Annotated in this window: 14 protein-coding genes and 1 pseudogene; 7 read left to right on the top strand and 8 right to left on the bottom strand. The window is 70.1% G+C overall.

Going from position 1 to position 18,004, the window contains the following annotated elements; all coding sequences use genetic code 11:
* Window positions 1-44: 44 nt before the first annotated feature.
* The 7 genes from AC07CM_RS31760 to AC07CM_RS31730 form a co-directional block, all read right to left on the bottom strand.
* Window positions 45-3,650 (bottom strand): DUF4082 domain-containing protein, encoded by a 3,606-nt coding sequence (locus tag AC07CM_RS31760; protein WP_478879915.1) that lies wholly within the window; start codon window positions 3,648-3,650, stop codon window positions 45-47.
* Between the two features lie 69 nt (window positions 3,651-3,719).
* Window positions 3,720-4,838 (bottom strand): DegT/DnrJ/EryC1/StrS family aminotransferase, encoded by a 1,119-nt coding sequence (locus AC07CM_RS31755; protein WP_478879914.1) that lies wholly within the window; start codon window positions 4,836-4,838, stop codon window positions 3,720-3,722.
* Window positions 4,835-5,524 carry an acetyltransferase gene (locus AC07CM_RS31750; protein ID WP_478879913.1) on the bottom strand — a complete coding sequence of 230 codons (690 nt, stop codon included), beginning with the start codon at window positions 5,522-5,524 and terminating at the stop codon, window positions 4,835-4,837. Before AC07CM_RS31750 ends, AC07CM_RS31755 begins: the two co-directional genes overlap by 4 nt.
* Entirely contained in the window at window positions 5,521-6,660 is a 1,140-nt protein-coding gene (locus tag AC07CM_RS31745; RefSeq protein WP_478879912.1) for a DegT/DnrJ/EryC1/StrS family aminotransferase, read from the bottom strand. Before AC07CM_RS31745 ends, AC07CM_RS31750 begins: the two co-directional genes overlap by 4 nt.
* Window positions 6,657-7,631, bottom strand: a complete 975-nt coding sequence (locus tag AC07CM_RS31740; RefSeq protein ID WP_478879911.1) for an SDR family NAD(P)-dependent oxidoreductase — start codon at window positions 7,629-7,631, stop codon at window positions 6,657-6,659. The genes AC07CM_RS31745 and AC07CM_RS31740 overlap by 4 nt, the downstream gene beginning before the upstream one ends.
* A gap of 31 nt (window positions 7,632-7,662) precedes the next feature.
* The gene (locus tag AC07CM_RS31735; RefSeq protein WP_478879910.1) at window positions 7,663-8,736 is read right to left on the bottom strand and encodes a Gfo/Idh/MocA family protein; all 1,074 of its coding nucleotides are present in this window, start codon (window positions 8,734-8,736) and stop codon (window positions 7,663-7,665) included.
* Window positions 8,736-10,175: a sugar transferase gene (locus AC07CM_RS31730; RefSeq protein ID WP_478879909.1), complete on the bottom strand. Its 1,440-nt coding sequence runs from the start codon at window positions 10,173-10,175 to the stop codon at window positions 8,736-8,738. The genes AC07CM_RS31735 and AC07CM_RS31730 overlap by 1 nt, the downstream gene beginning before the upstream one ends.
* 285 nt (window positions 10,176-10,460) lie before the next feature.
* Between AC07CM_RS31730 and AC07CM_RS31725 the strand changes: the two genes are divergently transcribed.
* The 7 genes and pseudogenes from AC07CM_RS31725 to tnpA all read left to right on the top strand — a co-directional run.
* The gene (locus tag AC07CM_RS31725) at window positions 10,461-11,309 is read left to right on the top strand and encodes a glycosyltransferase family 2 protein (RefSeq protein WP_478879908.1); all 849 of its coding nucleotides are present in this window, start codon (window positions 10,461-10,463) and stop codon (window positions 11,307-11,309) included.
* Between the two features lie 24 nt (window positions 11,310-11,333).
* On the top strand, window positions 11,334-12,605 hold the full coding sequence (locus tag AC07CM_RS31720) for an MFS transporter (RefSeq protein ID WP_478879907.1): 1,272 nt from the start codon (window positions 11,334-11,336) through the stop codon (window positions 12,603-12,605).
* Between the two features lie 56 nt (window positions 12,606-12,661).
* Window positions 12,662-13,684, top strand: a complete 1,023-nt coding sequence (locus AC07CM_RS31715) for a TolB family protein (RefSeq protein ID WP_478879906.1) — start codon at window positions 12,662-12,664, stop codon at window positions 13,682-13,684.
* A 176-nt stretch (window positions 13,685-13,860) separates the two neighbouring features.
* Complete coding sequence (locus AC07CM_RS31710; RefSeq protein ID WP_478879905.1) at window positions 13,861-14,535, top strand: hypothetical protein; 675 nt, start codon at window positions 13,861-13,863, stop codon at window positions 14,533-14,535.
* Between the two features lie 117 nt (window positions 14,536-14,652).
* Window positions 14,653-15,831 carry a phosphatidylinositol-specific phospholipase C domain-containing protein gene (locus tag AC07CM_RS31705; RefSeq protein ID WP_478879904.1) on the top strand — a complete coding sequence of 393 codons (1,179 nt, stop codon included), beginning with the start codon at window positions 14,653-14,655 and terminating at the stop codon, window positions 15,829-15,831.
* A gap of 130 nt (window positions 15,832-15,961) precedes the next feature.
* Window positions 15,962-16,465, top strand: coding sequence for a hypothetical protein (locus AC07CM_RS31700; protein WP_478879903.1), 504 nt, complete (start codon window positions 15,962-15,964; stop codon window positions 16,463-16,465).
* A gap of 161 nt (window positions 16,466-16,626) precedes the next feature.
* A pseudogene (gene tnpA / locus AC07CM_RS31695) lies at window positions 16,627-16,886 on the top strand (IS200/IS605 family transposase); the annotation flags it as partial.
* 247 nt (window positions 16,887-17,133) lie between these two features.
* Here tnpA and AC07CM_RS31690 read toward each other — a convergent pair.
* Window positions 17,134-17,667, bottom strand: coding sequence for an SHOCT domain-containing protein (locus tag AC07CM_RS31690; RefSeq protein ID WP_478879902.1), 534 nt, complete (start codon window positions 17,665-17,667; stop codon window positions 17,134-17,136).
* Window positions 17,668-18,004: the final 337 nt, after the last annotated feature.

Genomic DNA, 18,004 nt, shown 5'->3' with positions numbered 1-18,004 from the left:
TCCTCCGAACGGGGCGGAGACCACCACCGGTGCATTCTGGTGGGTCAGTTCTTCTTCTTGCGCACGGTCTTGCTGGTCAGGGTCCAGCTGTGGGACTTCACCGTGTGGCGGTGCTTGTCCCGGGCCGTGATCGTGACCTTGAACCGGGTGCCGTCCGGCAGCGGTGCGGACAGGTGGACGGACACCTTGTGGGTGGCCCGGTTGTAGGAGGTGACGGCCGTGACGTGGAGCTTCCGGGCGGCGGCCGCCCCGGCACCCGGCAGGATCGTCACGGTCGCCTTGACCGACGACAGCTGGGTCTTGGCGGGCAGGGGCGTGACGAGGGGGTCGGCCGCGTCCGCCGTGTGCTTCACGGAGGACGAGGTCACCTCCGAGGCGGTAGCCGTCGTCAGCGACGCGCTGGGGTTGTCCGCGGTGAAGACGGGACCGACCCAGTAGTTCGCCGACCCGTAGGAGCCGTTCGGGAAGGCAGGGTCGGCGCCGTACCGGTAGAGCCCGTTGTGGTGCGCGGTTGTGTCGGCGGTGGCGGTCAGCGGGTAGGACTGGTGGGCTGCCGCGAAGTACCCGCCGTCGACCGCGTAGTTGCCGTGCGGGGCGTGGTAGGAGACGACGTAGGCGGTGTCGGCGGTGACGGCCACCGGGTTGGCGAACGTCATCTGCTGCCAGCCGGACGCGGTCTCACCGGTGAAGGTGCCGGTGGCGAGCAGCGTGCCGTCGTCGGACCACAGGCTCCCGGTGTGGGTTCCGGTGTTGCCGGTGCCCTTGTAGAAGGTGACGCCGGTGATCCAGCCGGCCGTCGAGGAGGTGAACCGGGTGCCCAGTTCGACGGAGTTGGTGTCACCGGTCACGTCGGTGGTGGCCGGTACGGCGGAGGAGCTCCACAGCGTGCAGGGGCAGGTGACCGCGGGCGGGGTGGAACTGGTGGTGAAGGTCCATGCCACCGGGTCCGCCATGGCGTTGCCCCACAGGTCGGAGGCCTGGACGGTGGCGGTGTACGTGGTGTGCAGCGCCAGTTCCGTCGACGGGGTGAAGGTCGCCTTGTTCGACGCGGGGAGCGTCCTGGTCCCTGGCACGGTGTCGCCGTCCGGGTCCTTCACGGTGAACGTCAGGCTGTCGGCGTCGATGGCCGAGCTGAAGACGGCCGACACCGGTGCTGTGATGGACACTCCGGTCGCCCCGGACGTCGGTGAGGTCGAGGTGACGGTGGGCGGGGTGGTACTGGCCGTGGAGGTGTCCAGCACCACGTCGACCCAGTAGTTGCTGCCGGAGGACTGCGAGGACGGGAAGGCGCTCGTCGAGCCGTAGTGGTAGACGCCGTTGCCGCCGTCGGTGCCGGACTGGAGTGCGGTGAGCGGGGCCAGGCCGGCGGTGCTGTTGGAGAAGTAGCCGCCGTCGTAGGAGTATCCGCCGTTGGGGGCGAAGTACGAGGCGACGTACGTGGTGTTGGCCTTGACGGACACCGGAGTGGCGAAGTTGAGCTGCTGCCAGCCGGAGGCCGTCTCGCCGGTGAAGGTGCCGGTGGCCAGGCGGGTGCCGGAGGCGCTCCACAGGCTTCCGGTGTGGGTTCCGGTGTTGGCGGGTGACTTGTAGAAGCGGACGCCGGTGATCGAACCGGCCACCGTGGTACGGAACTTGACGCCCAGCTCGACCGAGCTGCCGTCGCCCGCGTTGACGGTGCCGGGAACGGCCGAGGCGGGCCAGACGGTGCAGGGGCAGGCCTGGGGGCCGACGGTCACCGGGACGGTGGTGACGGCGCCGATGTTGACGCTGTCGTCGACCGCGCGGACCTTGATGGACGCCGGGCCCGGAGTGGTCGGGGTCCAGCTGTAGCTCCAGGAGGCAAGGCCGGTGGCGGCCTTCCAGGTCTTCCCGCCGTCCGTGGACACCTCCACACGGGCGACCACACCGCCGCCGTTGTCGGTGGAAGTGCCCTTGATGGTGACCGGCCTCAGGGCCGGAACGGTGACCCCGGAGGCCGGGCTCGTCACGGTGACGGCCGGGCCGGTGGTGTCGGTGGCGGCCGTGGCGGTGACGAGGTTGCTCTGCAGGGTCTTCGGCTGAACGCCCATGTCGGCGAGGATGTTCACGGTCGCCTGCTGCATGCGGGCGTCCTCGGTGACCACCGTGTCATCCGGGTTGTACGTCGGGATGTTGGTCAGGCCCCAGGACCACTGCACGGTGCCCGAACCGAAGACCAGGGCCCCGGAGTCCTGGTCGCGGAACTCGACGAGACTGTGCGTCGCGGTGCCGTTGCCGTAGACGTTGCCCCAGTCCATACGGTACTTGCCGTCGTTGACGTCCACCGTCGTGGACGACACGTCGATGGCGCCGGCCGGTCTGGTGCCGTTGTCGATGTCGCTGTCCCACTCGTAGCCGAGGGTGCCGGTCGGGAAGGTGGCGGTCTGGCTCGAGGTCAGGTTGGCGATGGAGGTGTTGCGCCAGATCCGGTTCTTGCCGTACGAGCCGGGGACCGTGATGGCGTCGCTGCGGTAGCCGTTCACCTGGAACATGGAGCCGGTGAGGATGTTCGGCGGCTGGTAGTCCTGCCCGTAGCCGGTGCTGGCCGGGTCCATCCAGGTGCCGGTCCAGATGCCGCTGGGATCGGCGATGCCGTTGTTCTGCGCCATCTTGGTCATCTTGTAGCAGACCAGGGTGCGGTTCGCCGTGCTCGTGCCGTCGATGCTGGGTGCGAGCCGGGTCTTCCAGAAGACCTCGTTGCCGCTGAAGAAGGCCTGCCGGACGCCGGCCTTCCGGGCCGCCAGGACGTTGGAGTACTGGCTCTGCGTCCAGTACTCGTCATGGCCGGAGGACAGGTACACCTTGTGGTTCTTCAGCAGGGTTCCGCCGTTGGCCGACACGTCCACGCCGGAGAGATAGCTGACGTCGTACCCGTTGCGCTCCAGCCAGGACAGCATCATGAACTCGGAGCCGTAGATGCCGTTGTCGCCGCCGATGTCCAGCGGCCGGTTGTAGCTGACCTCGTAGGCGCGGCCGTCCGGGGCGGGTCCCGTCCCTCCGTAGAGATCCTGGCCGCCGTAGTCGTTGTAGGCCTGCCAGGTCTGGTCGCTGGTCTGCACGACGACGTCGGAGGAGCTGGAGTCCTTGCGGACGACGAACGGGTACGGCATCAGGCCGTCGCCGTCCGTCTGCGTGATGTTCGCGATGTACAGGCCGGACACGGCGTCGCTGGGCGCCGTCCAGTTCGCGGTGACGGGCCAGTTGCCGCAGTCGACCAGTCCGGTGCCGCTCTTGCTGGTACAGCCGGCGGGCTTGGTGAGGTAGTTGGCGGGATAGGTCACGGCGGCCTGGGCCGCGGTCGACATCTCGCGCGCGCCGTCACCGCCGTACCAGCCCAGGCGGTAGATCTCGATGTGGTACGGGGTCTTCGACTGCACCTTGAACTGGACGGTGTCGCCGGCCTGCACACTTTCCTTGGTGGTGAAACCCTGGATGTCGCCGTAGGCGTTGGGCGAGAACCAGTCGGACTTGGGGGTGCCCGGCTTGGAGTTCTCGCAGACGATCGGGTTCGAGCCCGTGCCGCACGGATCGGATGCCGCCAGGGCGGACCCCGCCTGCGGGAGCACCGCCCATATCAATGCTGCTACGACGGCGAGGCGGCTGCCCCGGATCCGTCTGCTCCATCTGTTCATGTGTACCTCTCAGCGGTGCTGTGCAGGACCGACCCGTGAAGTCGGGGTGAGGCGGTGAAGCGGGGACGTTCAGCCTCGAAGCGCGTCGGCGAGCGCGCCCACGACCCGCTGCTGCTGGTCGGGGGTGATCTGGGGGTAGAGCGGAAGCGACAGGATCCGCTCCGCCGCCTTCTCGGCGTTCGGGAAGTCGCCCCGGACATGGCCGAGATGGCGGTAGGCCGGCGTGAGGTGGACCGGGGTGGGATAGTGCACGCCCGCCCCGATGCCCTCGGCGTTGAGCTTGCCCACGATGTCGTCTCGGTCGGCCCCGGCGACCTGGACGACGTACAGGTGCCATACGTGGACGTTGCCTGCCGCCGTCGTCGGCAGCACGACCCGGCCGGCGGCCGCCAGGTCGGCGAGCAGCGCGTCGTAGCGGGCCGCGGCAGCCCGCCGGGCCGCGTTGCCGTCCGCGAGACGCGCCAGCTTGGCGCGCAGGACGACGGCCTGCAGTCCGTCCAGGCGGCTGTTGAACCCGGGCACGTCGTGTCGGTACTTGGCGACGCCACCATGGTTGGCGATGGCGCGCACGAGACCGGCCAGCTCCTCGTCGTCGGTGAGCACCGCGCCCGCGTCGCCGTACGCGCCCAGGTTCTTGCCCGGGTAGAAGCTGGTGGCCGCGATCCCGCCGCTGCCCGGCGACCGGCCGTCACGGGTCGCTCCCTGGCACTGTGCGGCGTCCTCGACCACCCGTACGCGGTCAGGCAGTCGCCCGGCCAGCTCCGTCACGTCGGCCATCTGCCCGTAGAGGTGGACCGGCACCACCGCGCGGGTGGCGGGGCCGGCCGCGTCCAGTGCCGCCTGCGGATCGAGCAGGTGGCTGTCGGGCAGGCAGTCCGCCAGGACCGGCCGCGCGCCGGTTCTCGTCACCGCGCCCGCGGTGGCGATGAAGGTGTTGGCGGGCAGCACGACCTCGTCGCCGGGCCCGACCCCACTGGCGCGCAGGGCGAGTTCGACGGCGTCGGTGCCGTTGGCGACGCCCACGCAGTGCGCGACACCGCCGAAGTCCGCGTACTCGCGCTCGAACCGGCGGACCTCGTCGCCTCCGATGAACGCGGTGTTGGCCAGGACCCGTTCGAATCCGGCCCGCACCTCGTCGGCCACTTCCTCATGGGCCGCCTTGAGGTCCACAAGCGGAATCTGGTTCATGTCAGCGGTCCCCCCACTGTTCGCTTCGCGAGTTCGTCGAGCGCCGCCGCGTCCGCCGCGCGCAGCCGCCTGGCCGGGCTCCCCACCCAGACCTCGCCCGGCGGTACGTCGCCGAGCACGGCACTGCCCATGCCGATCAGCGACCAGGCGCCGACCGTCGTGCCCTCCCTGACCAGGGCGCCGGAGCCCACATAGGCGCCCTGCTCCAGCCGCACTCCGCCGCCCAGGCGGACGCCGGAGGCGATGGTGGCACAGTCCTCGACCACGTCGTCATGGGTGAGGACGACGTGCGGCATCACGGCGACGTGCGCGCCCACGCGCACGGTGGCGGTCAGGGCGCAGTGTGCGAGCAGGACCGAGCCGGGCCCGACCTCGGACGTCTCCGACACCGACGCCGTCGGATGGATCACGGTGGCGTAGCGGTCCGCGGGCAGGTCGAGACTGCGGACCAGCCGGGCGCGGGCGGCGTAGTTCCCGGGGTTGCCGACGCAGATCACCACCCGGGTGCCGGGCAGGTCGTGGACCAGGTCGCAGCCGCCGAGGACGGGAACGCCGTCCACTTCGGTGCCGTGCAGCGCGGGGTTGTCGTCGAGGTGTCCGAGCACCTTGAACTCGCCCGCGTCCTCGACGGCCTGTACGGTCTCCCGGGCGAAACCGCCCGCACCGACGACGACAAGTTCGTTCATCCGCCGGCCTGTTCGCGCAGCGCTGCCACGACTCGGTCCTGCTGGGCCTCGGTCATCGTGTGGAACAGGGGCAGGATGAGGGAGTCGCGGCTGATCCGTTCGGTGGCGGGCAGCGGCGCTCTGGGGTGGTCGGCGTAGGCGGGTTCGAGGTGGGCGGCCATGATCCCGCGCCGGGCGGAGACGCCCGCCCCGGCGAGGGCGGCCAGCAGGTCGTCCCGGCCGACGGGGAAGTCCTCGTCCAGCAGCACCCAGTAGGACTGGAAGTTGCTCTGCCCGTGCGCGGGGTCGCGTACGGGGATGAGGCCCGGGATGTCGTGCAGGAGGGCGTCGTAGCGGGCCGCCAGCTCGCGGCGGCGGGCGATCATCGCGTCCAGTTTCCCGAGCTGGACGAGACCGACGGCGGCCTGGATGTCGGTCATCCGGTAGTTGAAGCCGACCTCGAGGTAGCTCTCGAGGACCGGCTTGTCGCTCGCGTGGCGCTCGGCGGCCGAGGCGTTCATGCCGTGCTCGCGCAGCCGGCGCAGGCGTGCCGCCCACTCGGGGTCGTCGGTGGTGACCATGCCGCCCTCGCCGGTGGTGACGACCTTGCGGGGGTGGAAGGACCAGGCGGCGAGCAGCGCGCCGTGTCCGACGGGTTTGCCGCCGACGGTCGAGCCGATGGCGCAGGCCGCGTCCTCCACCAGCGGAAGGTCCCACTCGGCGCAGGCGGCGCGCAGGGCGTGCACGTCGGCCGGTACGCCGCCCTGGTGGACGGCGAGGACGGCCTTGGTGCGCGGGGTGCGGACCACGTTCACGGTGGCCGTGGTCAGGTTGCCGGTGACGGGGTCGACGTCGGCGAACACCGGCTCGGCCCCGACGTAGCGGGCGGCATTGGCGGTGGCGATGAACGACAGCGAGGGCACCACGACCTCGTCGCCGGGTCCGAGCCCGAGTGCGACGAGCGACAGGTGCAGGGCCGTGGTGCAGGAGCTGACCGCGACGGCGTGTTCGGCGCCCACCCGCTCGGCGAAGGCCCGCTCGAAGGCGGCGACCCGGGGGCCCTGGGCGACCCACCCCGACAGCACCGCGTCGGAGGCGGCCTCGGCCTCCTCCTCGCCGAGCCAGGGGATCATCACCGGGATGCGGTCGGTGCTCACTTGGCCGCCTCCCGCTCCGCGCGCCACCACTCCACCAGGTCCTTGAGCCCCGTGCGCAGGTCGATCCGCGCGGCGAACCCGAGCCGCTCGGCGGCTCGTGAGGTGTCCGCGAGCCGCCGGCTCACCCCGTTCACCGCACGGGCGGGACCGTGCTCCGGCTCCAGGCCCTGCGCGCCCATCGCCTCCAGCAGGCCCTCGGCGAGCTCCTTCAGCGAAGTCTCCGTACCGCTTGCGATGTTGAACACCTCGTCGGTCAGGTCCGACTCGGCTGCCAGCACATTGGCCCTGGCGATGTCGCGGACGTCGACGAAGTCCATGGTCTGCGTGCCGTCGCCGAGGATCAGCGGCGGCTCGCCCGCCTCGATGCGCTCCATCCAGCGGATGAGCACCTCGGTGTAGAGGCCGTGGATGTCCATCCGGGGGCCGTAGACGTTGAAGTAGCGCAGCGCCACGTAGTCCAGGCCGTACATGGCGTGGAAGCTGCGCAGCATGCCCTCGTTGAAGGCCTTGGCCGCGCCGTAGAACGTGTCGTTGTTGTACGGGTGATGGCGCTCGGTCGTGGGGAACGTCTCGGCCATGCCGTACACGGACGCCGAGGAGGAGGCGATCACCTTGGCCACTTCGGCCTCGGCCGCCGCCTCCAGGACGTTGAAGGTGCCGTCGACCAGGACCTCGTTGGCGAGCCTCGGCTCCTCCGCGCACTGGGTGATGCGGATCGCGGCGAGGTGGAACACCAGGTCGGCGCCCTCGGTGGCCTTCCGTACGGTGTCGGCGTCCCGGACGTCGCCCTCCACGACCTCCACGACGCCGCTCGGCAGGGCCTGGGCGAGGTTGGCCCGCCGCCCGCGCACGAAGTTGTCGAGCACCACGATCTCGCGGGCGCCACCCTCGGCCAGGAGGTCGACGAGGTTGGAGCCGATGGTGCCCGCTCCCCCGGTGACCAGGATCTTCTTGCCTCGTACGCTGCTCAACTGCCTTGCCCTCTCAGTGAATTGAACTCGCTCAACGCCCGGCACGCAGACCGACGACCGCACCCTTGAACTCGAGGCTGCGGGACGCCGCCTCGAGAATGTCCAGCACCCGCAGGCCCGCCCGGCCGTCGGTCAGCGGCGCCCGGCCCTCCCTGATCGCCGCCGCGAACTCGTCGACCATGCCGCGCAGCGCTTCCTTCTCGCCGATGGCGGGCGCGACCATGTCTCCGGAGCGGTACGAGACGAGCATGTCCCGGCGCTCGTCGGCGCCGATCTCCTGGGGCGAGGCGAGGTCCACCCCCCGGTCGTAGATCGCCACACGTTGCAGGGGGTTGAGGTCGTCCCAGACCAGGGTGCGTTTGGCGCCGCCCACCATGGTGGTCCGCACCTTGGTCGGCGACAGCCAGTTGACGTGCACGTGGGCGATGGCCCCCGTGTTGAGCTGGAGCGTCAGGTAGGCCACGCAGGCCTGTCCGGCGCCGATCGGGTCGGCCCCGTGGGCGGCGACGGCGACCGGCTCGACGGTGTCGGGGAGGATGAAGTCCAGGATCGACAGGTCGTGCGGGGCGAGGTCCCACATGACGTCGATGTCCTTCTGGACGAGCCCGAGGTTGATCCGGACCGAGTCGACGAAATGGATCTCGCCGAGTTCGCCGGAGCGGACCAGTTCCCGGATGCGGCCCACCGCGGGGGTGTAGCAGTAGGTGTGATCGCACATCAGGGTGAGCCCGCGCTCCTCCGCCTCGGTGACCAGGCGCATTCCGTCGGCGTACGTCGCCGCGAGCGGCTTCTCCACGAGGACGTGCTTGCCGGCGCGCAGGGCGGCCAGAGCGATGTCGAGGTGGGTTCCGGCGGGCGTGGCGACGGCGACGGCCGCGACGGAGGGGTCGCCGAGGACGGCCGCGTAGTCGGAGGTGGCCTGCACCGTCGAGTAGCCACCGAGGACCCGCTGGGCCCGGTCCACGTCGAGGTCGCACAGCCAGCGCAGCCGGAACCGCTCGCTGGCCTGGAAGTTGCGTACGAGGTTCGGGCCCCAGTAGCCGGCCCCGACGACCGCGACCCCCAACGGCTCCTGCGTCACTGTCTTCCTCTTCCTCTGGTCCATCAGTAGGCCCCCGTTCCTCGCACCACCGCGGACCCGGTGCGCACCAAGATCGTCAGGTCGAGGCCCATCGACCAGTTGTCCACGTATCCGAGGTCGAGCCGGACGGCTTCGTCCCAGGGCAGGTCGGAACGGCCGCTGACCTGCCACAGGCCGGTCAGGCCGGGTTTCACGAGCAGCCGGCGTTTGATCTCCGGCGTGTACTCCTCCACCTCCTCGGGCAGCGGAGGCCGGGGGCCGACGAGCGACATGTGGCCGCCGATCACGTTGATCAGCTGCGGCAGTTCGTCGAGCGAGGAGCGGCGCAGCAGTGAGCCGACCCGGGTGATCCGTGGGTCCTGCTTCACCTTGAACAGCAGACCGTCGCTGTTCTGGTTCAGATGTGCCAGCTCCGCCCGGAGGGCCTCCGAATCCTGCCGCATCGTGCGGAACTTCAGCATGGTGAAGTGGTCGCCGTACCGGCCCACCCGCCGCTGCCTGAAGAGCACCGGCCCCTCGCTGTCCAGCCGGACGACCAGGGCGATCAGCAGCATGGGCAGGACGAGGACCATCAGGAGCGCTGCCGCGAGCGCCCGGTCCAGGAGTTCCTTGGGCAGCCGGGAGAGCCGGGAGAGGTTCGGCGCCTGTATCCCCAGCAGCGGTATCCCGTTGGTGGGCCGTACCGCCAGCCGTGAGGCGGACACGTCGGCCAGCACCGGGGCCATCAAGAAGTCGGCGCCCTGCACGGCCGCCGTCCAGGACATCCGGCGCAGGACGGAGGCGTCGAACTCGGGGGCCGGCAGCGCCACCACGGTGTTGATGCCCAACGCCCTGACGACATCGTGCAGGTCGCCGATGCCGCCGAGGACGGGCAGCCCCAACTTGCGTATCTCCACGGCGTTTCGTGGATCGCTCAGGCACACTCCGGCGACCTGGAGTTCCTGTACGCCGCCGCGTCGCAGCACCGTGACCAGTTCCACGACGCCGCGCGCCGGCCCGACCAGGAGCGTCGTGCTCCGGTCCCGGCCCCGCGCCCATCGTCTGTGCAGCCGGCGCCGCAGCGCGTACCGGCCCAGCAGGGCGAGGCCGGCCGCCGGGATCGCGGCCATGGTCATGTCATGAAGGAGGCCCGATTCTCGGGTGAACAGGCAGTACGCGACCGCCGCCAGCGCGGGCAGTGCGACGGCGCCTCGAAGCACCCGTCGGTACTCCTCGGTCCCCAGGCCCAAGGCGCTCCGGTCGTAGGAGCGATGGGCGACCATGGCCACGATCCACGTCGGGGGCAGCACCAGCGCCACCGCCCAGCGGCCGTACGCCGCGTGGATCACGAAGGCCGCGAGAGCGGCAGCGAAGCCGTCGGCGACCAGCAGAACGATCCGGTACTTCTGCTCCCACCGTCTTCGGCGCGCTTCCGGACTTCCTCGTTCCACAACCAGTTGTTCATGCGTGACCTCAATGGTCATGCTCCCCCCACCACATGCGCGGCTACCCCTGACCGAAGTGCCCTCGACACAGCGGCACCGGAAAGCGAGGGAGCTTCAGCGGTTCCCCAACCGCCTCGTGCCCCCAGCATGCTGGTTACTGACTGTTCAAAATCGTTCAGAACGCCGTACCGTGACATGCAGTCAAGAACAAGTTCCCCACCCAAACCGGTCCGGCGGCCCTCAATCTAGACCACCGATCGCAGTCACGGGAACGGTTGGACGAAACACACATCGCATTAGTGATATCAGCTGCATACTGCCCACGTGACGAGCATCGTGATCCCGGCTCACAACGAGGCACGAGTCATCGGCCGGCTCCTCGATTCGCTGCTGACCGGTTCCTTCGAGGACGAGACCGACATCGTGGTCGTGTGCAACGGCTGTACGGACGACACCGCGCGCATCGCGGCCGCTCGCGGCCCGGGCGTCCGGGTGGTGGAGATCCCCGTGCCCTCCAAACACGCCGCCCTGCGGGCCGGTGACGACCACGCGCGCGGCTTCCCCCGCCTCTACGTGGACGCCGACGTCGTGATCACGGCCGCGGACGTGCGGGCGCTGTGCGAACCCCTCGACGACGGGACCTCGGGGATCCTCGCCACCGCCCCCGAACGGCGGATTCCGCTGGCTGCCTGCGCATGGCGGGTGCGTGCCTACTACCGGGTGTGGCAGCGGCTGCCCGCCGTACGCGAGGGACTGTTCGGCCGAGGCGTCATCGCGGTCTCCAAAACCGGCCACGCCCGGATCGCCGCACTGCCACCGCTCATGGCGGACGACCTCGTCGCGTCCATGGCGTTCGCCCCGGCGGAGCGGCTCGTGGTCGACACGGCCAATGTCGTGATCCAACCGCCGCGCACCTGGCCGGACTTGATCAGAAGACGGATCCGGGCCGCGGTGTCCACCGCCCAGGTCGAACGACAACAGGGCGGGGAACAGGCTGCGCCACGCACCAGCAAGGCGGATCTGAAAACCCTGCTCCGCCGGGAACCGAAGCTGCTCCCGGGCGTCGTCGTCTTCGTCGCGGCGGCCGTCGCCGCCCGGCGGGGTGCCAGAAAGGCCATCCGGACACAGGACTTCGGCACCTGGCTACGGGACGAGAGCAGCCGGCAGAACTGATCGCACCGCACCTGGAGCCTTGCCTTGTACCTCACCGACCGTTCCGCGTCTCCGAAGGCGGAAACCGGCCAGGGCCGAAGACGCGGCCCGGGCCCCAAGGTCGCCCCGGTCGTACTCGTCCTGGGTACCGTCAGCCTGATCACCGACATCTCCTCGGAGATGGTCACCGCCGTCCTGCCGCTCTACCTCGTCACCCAACTCGGCTTCAGCCCCTTGGGATTCGGCACCCTCGACGGCGTCTACAACGGGGTCAGCGCACTCGTCCAGCTCACCGGCGGCCACCTCGCCGACCGCGTGCGCAACCACAAGCTGATGGCCGGGCTCGGCTACGGCCTCTCCGCGCTGTGCAAGCCACTGCTGCTGCTCGCGAGCAGCCTCGGCACACTCGGCACGGTCCTCGCCCTGGAACGGACCGGAAAGGGCCTGCGCACCGCCCCGCGCGACGCGATGATCTCCCTGTCCACCCCGCCGGAGAACCAGGGCCGCGCCTTCGGCGTGCACCGGGCGATGGACACCACCGGCGCGATGCTCGGCCCACTGTCGGCCTTCCTCATCCTGCGCGCCGCGGCCGACGGCTACGACGCCGTGTTCGGCGTGAGCGCGTGCGTCGCCGTGCTGGGCGTGCTCGTGCTGGTGCTGTTCGTACCGGGCAGGCGACAGGACACACACACGGACGAAGCCGGTTCGAGGGACGGCAAGCCACCCGTCCGCGTCCGCGAAGCGCTGGCGCTGCTTCGTCTGCCGCGTCTGCGGGCCCTCGCCGGCTGCGCCGCACTGCTCGGCCTGACCACCGTCAGCGACGCCTTCGTCTACCTGCTCCTGCAACGACGCGCGGGGATCGGCGAGCAGTGGTTCACGCTGCTGCCGCTCGGCACCGCCGCGGTGTTCCTGCTGCTGGCCGTGCCCGTCGGCACGCTCGCCGACCGGGTGGGACGGCGCACGGTGTTCCTCGCCGGACACGTAGGTCTGCTCACCGCGTACGCCCTCCTGCTGTGGGCCCCGGCCACACCGGTCCTTCCCCCTCTCGTACTCGCCCTGCACGGCACGTTCTACGCGGCCACCGACGGCGTGCTCCCGGCCGCCCTCGCCGGCATCGTGCCCGAGCAGCTGCGCGCCAGCGGCCTCGCCATCGTCGGCACCAGCCAGGCGCTGGCCCGGTTCTGCTGCTCGCTGGCCTTCGGCGCCGCCTGGACGGTGTGGGGAGACGGCCCGGCGCTGGCCGGATCGGCGATCGGCCTGCTGTGCTGCGCGGCCGTCGCGGCCGCGGTGCTGCGCCCGACCGACGGAACCCGATGACTGGTGCTGCGACCGACCGACGGGACCCGATGACCACCACAGCCACAAGGATCCACATGACATCGCTGCGCCGCCGCCTGCTCGTACTCGTCGCGGCGGTCCTGCTGCTCGCGGGCCTGGGAACCGGCCTGGTCCTGCACGCCGCCGCGCGCGCCGACCGGGCGAACCACCCGCAGCCGGGCGGGCCTGCCGTCAGCAGGGGCAAGCTGACGCTCGACCAGAAGAACCTCCTGGCCTTCGTCAACGCGGCCCCCGGCCCGCACCGCACCGCGGTCGCCTCGGTCCCGTCCACCGATCCCAAGGGCGGACGAACCGCCTCGAGCCTGAAGTGCGCGCGCTTCTACGCGGCGGCCGGCACGGGCGTCTGCCTCCAGTCCTCCACCGGCGTCCTCGAACAGAGCAACCGTGCCCTGCTCCTGGACGCCGACCTCCGCACCCGGCGCACCTTCCCGCTCGCGGGCACCCCCAGCCGGGCCCGGGTCTCGCCCAGCGGCCGCTTCGCCGCCTGGACCGTCTTCGTCTCCGGCGAGTCCTACTCGTCCGCGTTCTTCTCCACCCGGACCTCGATCCTGGACACCCGCACCATGAAGCTGACTCCGAGCCTGGAGACCTTCTCCATCGTCAAGGACGGCAAGCCCTACCACGCCTCGGACATCAACTTCTGGGGCGTCACCTTCGCCTCCGACGACGACACCTTTTACGCCACCCTGAACACCGCCACCAAGACCTACCTGGTCCGGGGTTCCCTGTCCCGTCGTACGGTCACCACCCTGACCGAGAACGTGGAGTGCCCCTCGCTCTCGCCCGACGGGACCCGCGTCGCCTTCAAGAAGCGGATCCTGTCCCACACCAACCTCTGGCACGAGTACGTCCTCGACCTCAAGACCCTGCGCGAGACCCCGCTCGCCGAACGCCACAGCGTCGACGACCAGGCGACCTGGCTGGACGACCGCACCGTCGCCTACGCACTCCCGGCCGACGGCAAGGTCGGCAGCAGCGACCTGTGGAGCGTGCCGGCGGACGGCACGGGCACGCCCCGCCTGCTGATCGCGGGGGCGTCCTCGCCGGCGCCGCTGTAGGCCGGGGCCTGCTCAGCGCTCCGCCTGGGCCGGTCCCCGACCTGTCACGAACCACCCCAGGCCATCACGAGTCGGCAACGACCAGTCGCCAGCCGGAACCGGCACGTGGCTTGAAATCATCCGTCCCTGCGACAGACACAGGCCCTGGGGGCCGCGACCAGCAGAACGGATCCGTCATGGCAACGATCAAGAAGTGCACCCGTCACAGACCCGGCGCCGCTCTCCACACGACCGCAGTGAGCGCGTCCGTCGTCGCCGCCCTGGCGCTGACGCTGACGGCCTGCAATGGAGACGGCAACGCCAAATCATCCCCGACCATCGGCCACACGGCGACGACCGAGCCCGGCGCCGGCGGCGCGGGAACCGGCGCCACCCCGGCCGGGGCGAAGCCCGCCGGCTCGCCCACGCCGGCCGCGAACGGCGCCAAGCCGTCGGCCGCCTCGACCGCCACCGCCGCCCCGGCCCCCGCCAAGCCGGCCTCCTCGACCACCGCAAGCACGGGCTGCGACCACAAGATGCCCATCTCGCCCGACGAGATCGCGGTCTACCGCTACACCCCCGAGGGCGGCTCCCTGAACCTGATCGTCAAATACGGCAACTGGGGCTGCGCTCCGGCGGATTCCGACGGCGCGCCGTTCGTCACCGTGGGCAAGGAGACGTACCTGCCGATGGACCAGGCCGCGTACGTCACCGCCACGAACCCCGTCGTGGAGAGCACGGAGAACCAGCACATCGGGGTCCAGGAGTTCCTCGACTGGCTCGAAGCGCACCCCAACAGCGGGCTGGTCTTCAAGTACCACCTCGGCGACGACGGTGCCATCGACCACCTGGACGAGGTCTTCACGCCCTGATCCGCCCCCGGATCAGGCCGGCGCCCTCCGTTGGGGAGATTCTCTGGGCATTGTGCCCAGCGCCCCCTACCCTCTGTGGCCGACCTCGGCCTCTTCCCCCAAGGAGGGCGTACGAAGATGAGACATGGAACGGACTGCACTCGCTTACGGCGTTCGGCGGCCGGTCTGCTCGCCCTGATCCTCGCCGTCGCGGCACTGACGATCAGCAGCGGACCGGCGCAAGCTGCGCCGGCCGCGCCGACCGGCCGGGTCTCGGCCGGGACGGTGGACCTGTCCCACTGGATGGGCGAGATGCACCCCTATCTCGACAACCAGCCGCTGAACCGGATCGCGATGCCCGGCAGTCACGACTCCGGCAGCTGGAGCATCCCGGCCGACCCCGCGCTGTGCACCAGCGGCTGGTCCTACAACGTGGCGTCGCTCGACCGACAGCTGGCCGCCAGCATCTCGCGGGCCCAGAGCGGCAGCCTCACCGACCAGCTCGACCAGGGCGCCCGCTATCTCGACCTGCGGCTGTGCTTCGAGGGCGGACAGTGGAGGACCTTCCACGGCGCCCCGATGGGAGGGCTCTTCTTCGACGACGCCACGGGTGAGGCGGCCTCACTCAAGCGCTGGATCGACGAACACCCCTCGGAAGTCGTCATCATCAGTGTGTCGGCCGCTGTTCCGGCGGGCGCCGACGCCAAGGAGCCGCTGACCAGGTTGCGGGACCTGTTCGGCACCCGCGTGGCCGCCCGGACCGAGCTGTCCCCGACCTCCACCTACGGCGACTTCGTGAAGGCCGGCAGGAACGTCGTGCTCGTCGACTCGTCGGCGGCGGTCGACCAGCCCTGGGCCTGGCACGCGGACAGCATCTCCGACCGCGGCAGCTACCCGGCCGGAAACCCGTCCTGGTGGGACATCCTCAAGTCGTTCTTCAACGGAAGCCCGCCGCAACAGGTCTACGACCAGACAATGTCCCTCAACCAGGCGGCCCTTGCCCGCGACCCCGGTGCGGACGCGGACCGGTTCTTCGTGCTGTCGAGTATCGTCCAGCCGGATGTGCAGATACCCCAGCTGTTCCTGATCCGCCTGCTCTCGCCGTTCTTCCCGGCCTCCGTCCGGGACAACTACCTGATGTATCTCGCGAACGGCCTGAACCCCCAGCTCGTCACCAAGCTGAGGACGGACTGGCGGGCACCCGAACTGGCCCGCAACATGAACATCGTGACGATGGACGACCTGGGCCACCGCCCCCAGGGCGACCTCCAACGCGCCGTGATCGACATCAACACCCTTCCTGACCGGACTACTTGACGGCCCCCGACGTCCGTCCGGCCTCGGGACCGGGCCGGACGGACGTCGGCCCGGTGCCCGCCCGCGCGCAGTGACCTGAGGATCACCGGAAGCCGTCCGTCCGTGAAAACCCGCGGGTAGCGTCGCCACCATGGAGGACTCACAGAGCACTCACACCTCGTCCACCGCGCACACCCGGTACGTCCGGCGTGTCACGTCCGCCGTCGTGGGAGCGGCGGTTCTGGTGGCGCTGAGCGTCGGTGTCGCCCTCGCGGCCGGCTCGGACGGCGATTCGACGCCCAACCCGTCTCCGTCGCCCAGCTATTCGGCGTCGGCCGCAAGCCCGACCGACGACACCGGCAGCGGCGGCACCAGCGGCGGTGACGGTGGCACGAGCACCGGTGCGGACGGCGGCATCAGCGGCGGTGTCGACGGGGGCACGTCCAGCGGCGTGGACGGCGGCGTTGATCCGTCGCCGACGTCGACATCTCCGACCGACCCCTCGCCGTCGCCGTCCCCGAGCGGTGAGACCGATCTGGCCGAACTCAACCGGCGCATCTCGGAACTCGACAAGAAGGTCGACCAACTGCCCACCAAGAAGGAACTGGCCGACGCCCTGCGCGCCTTCGCCGATGAACTGGACCACTCCAATTGACATCCTCGCCCGCCTACAGGAGGGCGATACCCGCCTGCCGCGTCGTTCTCGGGTGCGGCTTCGGGTGGGTTCCTGCTTCATCGCGCTGTGCCGGAACACGTTCTGGTCTTACCTGCGCTCCACGGGCTGTCACCGCCAGTCCGGCGGCCTTGGCGACGAGGGAGGTATGCACGGACTTCGAGGCCGACCTGAAGCAGTTCAACGGCGAAGATGATCACGTGCACCTGCTCGTCCACTACCCCGCCCAAGGTCCGGCTCTCCAGGCTGGTCAGCTCCCTCAAGGGCGCCCGGCTCCTACGCAAGGAGTACCAGGCGCACGTACGGCGGTACCTGCCGAGGGGACTTCTGGTCCGGCTCCTACTTCGCCGGAAGCTGCGGCGGGGCGGCCCTGACCGTTGCACGCCAGTACATCGAGAACTAGACGCCCCCCGTGGGCTGAGGTGCACACTCGTGACCCATGCTTACCCGCACGTCAGAGCAGTCTCGTGGATGGCCTTCACGTCTGGCGTAGACGCCGGAGCACTGGCGTAGCCCTTGAAACGCGCCACACGACCACAGCTCCCACGGTCAAGGCCCCCGGGAGGCCATCGCTGAGCCCTCCCGGGGGCCTGCAGCCGTGTGCGGGTATCCCCCCGGCAGGTACGCCGGCTGGTGCAACCGTGCGCGTGTCACATGCGGGCGAGAATCTCCGCCTTCTTGGCGGTGAACTCCTCCTCGGACAGGATGCCGACCTCCCGCAGCTGTGCGAGCTGCTGAAGCTGCTCGACCGGCGTGGCGGTCGGAGGCATCGGCGGCGCGGTCGGGGCCGGGGCCGGGGCCGGCGCCGGATAGGGGGCAGCGACGGGAGCCTGAACCGGGGCGGAGTACCTGCCGAGAATCAGATCGGTGAGCAGTGACTTGATGCCGGGCGCGGCGTCGTGCGGCACACGGAAGTCGATCGTGTTGCCCGAAGCCACGACCACCACCTTGGTGAACATCAGGCCGTCCCGCTTGGTGACCACACTGGAGACGTTCTTCACGGGGATCATCTCGCTCCCCGCGTCACCGCTGCGAACTCCGGTGGCCAGGAACGACATGCCTCCCGTGAGGAGACCCGCGGTGAGTTTCTTCCCGCTCAGACCACGGCTGCGGGCCCACTCGATGCGGTCGTGGTAGATGGCCACGTCGGCGTTCTTGCCCTCGATGTGACTCTTGAAGGTCATCAGGGGTGCGCTGTGCATGGGTGTCCCAGTTCGATGGTTGAGCGGTGAAGAAAGTGTGTGCGGCCAGATCATAAGCACAGTTCAGACGCTTGCACAGCGCCCCCCGCCCTGCTCACGCCGCAGGAAGCCCAGCTCCGGAAGAAGCTGACGTGCTGTCGCATGCCGCCACCCGCGAGCCGACCTGCGATGCCGGGGCTCCTGCTCACTCGATCCGGGCCTCCAGGCCCTCCGGCCGCTGGGCTCGGCCGGGAAAGCGCAGTGCCTCGGTGCCCTGCCGGTCGCCCCGAACGGCCCTGCATCATCGGGAAATTGAAAACCCTACGACGACCGAAAAGCG

This window comes from Streptomyces sp. NPDC044061 (assembly GCF_056434305.1).
This window is presented reverse-complemented; position numbering and strand designations above follow the sequence as displayed.

What these genes read in the sequence shown, in the direction of transcription:
- AC07CM_RS31760 (WP_478879915.1), bottom strand. Translation starts at nt 3,650, where the DNA reads ATGAACAGATGGAGCAGACGGATCCGGGGCAGCCGCCTCGCCGTCGTA.
- AC07CM_RS31755 (WP_478879914.1), bottom strand. Translation starts at nt 4,838, where the DNA reads ATGAACCAGATTCCGCTTGTGGACCTCAAGGCGGCCCATGAGGAAGTG.
- AC07CM_RS31750 (WP_478879913.1), bottom strand. Translation starts at nt 5,524, where the DNA reads ATGAACGAACTTGTCGTCGTCGGTGCGGGCGGTTTCGCCCGGGAGACC.
- AC07CM_RS31735 (WP_478879910.1), bottom strand. Translation starts at nt 8,736, where the DNA reads ATGGACCAGAGGAAGAGGAAGACAGTGACGCAGGAGCCGTTGGGGGTC.
- AC07CM_RS31730 (WP_478879909.1), bottom strand. Translation starts at nt 10,175, where the DNA reads ATGACCATTGAGGTCACGCATGAACAACTGGTTGTGGAACGAGGAAGT.
- AC07CM_RS31715 (WP_478879906.1), top strand. Translation starts at nt 12,662, where the DNA reads ATGACATCGCTGCGCCGCCGCCTGCTCGTACTCGTCGCGGCGGTCCTG.
- AC07CM_RS31710 (WP_478879905.1), top strand. Translation starts at nt 13,861, where the DNA reads ATGGCAACGATCAAGAAGTGCACCCGTCACAGACCCGGCGCCGCTCTC.
- AC07CM_RS31705 (WP_478879904.1), top strand. Translation starts at nt 14,653, where the DNA reads ATGAGACATGGAACGGACTGCACTCGCTTACGGCGTTCGGCGGCCGGT.
- AC07CM_RS31700 (WP_478879903.1), top strand. Translation starts at nt 15,962, where the DNA reads ATGGAGGACTCACAGAGCACTCACACCTCGTCCACCGCGCACACCCGG.
- AC07CM_RS31690 (WP_478879902.1), bottom strand. Translation starts at nt 17,667, where the DNA reads ATGACCTTCAAGAGTCACATCGAGGGCAAGAACGCCGACGTGGCCATC.